Here is a 1,429-nt window from a genome sequence, read left to right on the forward strand (position 1 = left end):
CGCCGCGGACGGCACATGGAGCCTGACGGTTCCGGCTGCGGATCTGGCCGGTCTCGGTCAGGCCAGTTACACCCTCAATGCGACCGCCACCAACGGGGTGGGCAACAGCGTGAGCAGCGCAGCGAACCTGCTGGTCGACACCGCGCTGCCGACCGTCACCATCAACACCGTGGCGGGCGATAACGTTATCAACGCGGCGGAAGTGGCGGCAGGCCAGACCCTGAGCGGTACCGTGGCGAATGCTGAAGCGGGCAACACCGTAACCGTGACCATTGGCGGCAACAGCTATACCGCAACGGTGCAGAACGATCTGAGCTGGTCCGTGAACGTACCTGCTGATGTGCTGACCGCCCTCGGCAACGGCAGCCTGAGCGTGACGGCGACCGTCACCAACGGCCACGGCAACACCGGCAGCGGCGAGGGCGATATCACTATCGACGCTAACCTGCCGGGCCTGCGCGTGAACATCGTGGCGGGCGACGATGTGGTTAACAGCATCGAGCATGCGCAGAACCTGATCGTTTCCGGCTCCAGCGACGGGCTGGCGCCGGGCACGGCGCTGACCGTTTCCGTGAACGGCAAAGACTATGCGGCGACGGTGCTGGCGGACGGCACCTGGAGCGCGGCGGTTCCGTCTGCGGACGTGAGCGCGTGGCCGGAAGGCACCGTGAAAATCAGCGTTACCGGCGACAGCGCGGCGGGTAACCCGATTACCATCAGCCACGACGTGACCGTCGATCTGGCCTCTGTTGCCATCAGCATCAACGCCATTGCCACCGACGACGTGATCAACGCGGCGGAGAAAGGGGCGGATCTGGTGCTGTCCGGCGCGACCACCAACGTGGAAGCCGGGCAGACCGTCACCCTGAGCCTGAACGGTAAAATTTATACCACTACCGTAGAAGCAGACGGCAACTGGACCTATACCGTGCCGGCTGCGGATCTGGCGGGCCTCAAGGACGGCGACGCCAGCGTGCAGGTGAGCGTCACCAACGTCAACGGCAACAGCGCTTCGGCTGGCCGCGAGTACAGCGTGGATGCCACCGCGCCGTCCGTCACTATCAACACGATTGCGACTGACGACATCCTGAACGCCACGGAAGCGCAGTCTGAACTGGCGATTTCCGGCACCAGCACCGCTGAGGCGGGCCAGACGGTCACCGTGTCGCTGAACGGCAAGGACTACACCACAACCGTCGGTACGAACGGCAGCTGGACGCTGAACGTTCCGGCAGCGGATCTGGCGGCGCTCAGCGACGGCAGCGTCACCGTAACCGCGAGCGTGAGCGACAAGGCGGGCAACCCGGCGTCGGCAAACCACAACCTGACGGTGGATATGACCGTTCCGGCGGTCACCATCCACGCTATTGCAGATGACGACGTGATTAACGTCGCCGAGCACGGTCAGGCGCAGATTATCAGCGGCACC

General features: G+C 64.5%; 1 protein-coding gene. It reads left to right on the top strand.

Features of this window, described 5'->3' with window-relative positions:
• Positions 1–1,429 (top strand): Ig-like domain-containing protein (locus E0L16_RS21915; protein WP_131638309.1); only part of this gene is annotated, 1,429 nt, incomplete at both ends.

Source organism: Enterobacter quasihormaechei (assembly GCF_004331385.1).
Lineage (GTDB): Bacteria > Pseudomonadota > Gammaproteobacteria > Enterobacterales > Enterobacteriaceae > Enterobacter > Enterobacter quasihormaechei.